The organism is Paenibacillus sp. 01T422, from assembly GCF_056398785.1.
On sequence record NZ_JBFTQB010001094.1, the window covers coordinates 1 to 1832 of the forward strand.

General features: G+C 41.1%; 2 protein-coding genes. One reads left to right on the forward strand and one right to left on the reverse strand.

What is annotated here, in order from left to right; genetic code table 11:
• The first annotated feature begins 118 nt into the window (after positions 1–118).
• On the forward strand, positions 119–583 hold the full coding sequence (locus tag AC1DUA_RS35920; protein ID WP_477504282.1) for a VOC family protein: 465 nt from the start codon (positions 119–121) through the stop codon (positions 581–583).
• 101 nt (positions 584–684) lie between these two features.
• Here AC1DUA_RS35920 and AC1DUA_RS35925 read toward each other — a convergent pair.
• On the reverse strand, positions 685–1832 hold a 1148-nt coding region (locus tag AC1DUA_RS35925; RefSeq protein ID WP_477504283.1), incomplete at its 5' end, for a 3-keto-alpha-glucoside-1,2-lyase-like domain-containing protein.

Consider the following 1832-nt stretch of genomic DNA (forward strand, 5'->3'; position numbering starts at 1 on the left):
CTCTCAACCTTGTCCATATATCCCCCACTTTTTCTCAACTTAATCTAAGAACAGTGACAAACAGCTGTCACCTTTTGTGGATTATACTACATTTATCACAAGAAGGAGGTATAACTTTATGTCAGCTATTACATATTTAAATTTTGACGGAAACGCAGAACTAGCGATTGAATTTTATTCGGAGGCTTTACATGCGAACGAGGTAAAAAAGGTGAAATTCAGCGATTTTCCCCAAGATCCAAACTATCCATTGCCAGAAAATGAATTAAATATGATCATGGAATCTTCAATCGAATTTGCAGGCGGGAAAATCATGATGTCGGATATTCTACCTTCAATGAAAAGTGTAACGGGCGAGTTGGTTAAAGGCAACAATATACTGATTAGTATCGTTATTGATGATAAACAGACATTGGAAAATTACTTTTCTAATTTGTCTGTAGGTGGTTATGTTATCATGCCGTTATCAGAAATGCCTTGGTCTTCCTGCTTCGGAATGTTAGCTGATAAATTTGGTGTTGTTTGGAAATTTAATAGTGATGCAGATAAGTTTCTTGATAAAATTATTGCCAGCAAACAATAACTCGTTACAGAAATGGCCTGTTCCCACACATATAAACGATCTCATTAAAGTAAAAAGACCTAGGCTAGGGCCTAGGTCTTAAGATTGACTACCTGATTGCATCAGTTAGGTACTAGTTTAATATAATCAAGTGACAGATGGTAGGCTGCGCTTGAGCCATTTTTACCTGCAACATTGAACTTGAAGGATTTCTCGCCTGCCGAGCTGAAGGTTATATTTGCCACATTCAGTTCCACATAGCTAAATGCATTTGAATATAAATCCTGAACTGTACCATGATTTACACCATTGACCGACAACTGGAACTGCCCTCTGTTGTTCCCCTTTTTCACACCGACCCTTACACTATAGCTGCGTGCTTCAGGCACATTCACCGTGTATGTCACATAGTCATTGACTGCATCGGCTTCCAGCGCAGTTCCAAATCCACCGCTCAGGCTGAGGTCCCGACCGGTTCCATTTCCGAACATGGCATGTTTGTCGCCTGAGGTTGCGCTTACAATTAAATTTTCTGTTTCATACCGACTGCTTTGAATTGAAATATTATCAAATTTTGCAGCTGAATCGTACGTCCTAACGCCTATACTCCCCCCCTTATAGGTTGCATCCGTCACACTAACCTTAGGTGTAGTCATATCACCAACATAGACCCTAATAGAGTCATCTTGTGCGACAATTTTAACATGATACTTTGTATTAGCCGTTAAGCTCATAGAAGCAGTGGCAAGTGATGTCCAGTTATTATTTGCTTTCCCTATCAATACCTTCTGATTGGAAACATCGAGTCCAGCGTAATAGCCTTGATAAGCATCCGCGCCTGTTCCAGGATTGGATACCCTGAATACCAGACCTGCATTACCGGTTGAACCTGGTGTCACATCAGCTTCATAAATCAGATCCGAGAAATTGGTGTCCAGCAGAGCCTTGGCACCCGGATTTGATGCTACATTATACTGACCGCCTTCTACCGTCCATGTACCGCCATATTTTGTCCACCCTGTATCATTGCCATCATCAAAGTTATCCTCCACTGCCATTTCGACTGGTTTAATCGTATTATCTGCATTAAACTCAAATTTAYCAAACGCCAGTACACGCTGTGAACTACTCAGATAACGCTTATGGTAAAAAATATACCAATCATTTGTTGTAGGGGACTGAACAATACCATTATGACCAGGGCCATCTGCTGTTGTCGTATCCGTATGCAGCATGATGCCTTGTGGTACAAATGGCCCAGTTACCGAGC

Bases quoted from the DNA above. Each gene is read 5' to 3' on its own strand.
- AC1DUA_RS35920 (WP_477504282.1), top strand. From the start codon at position 119: ATGTCAGCTATTACATATTTAAATTTTGACGGAAACGCAGAACTAGCG.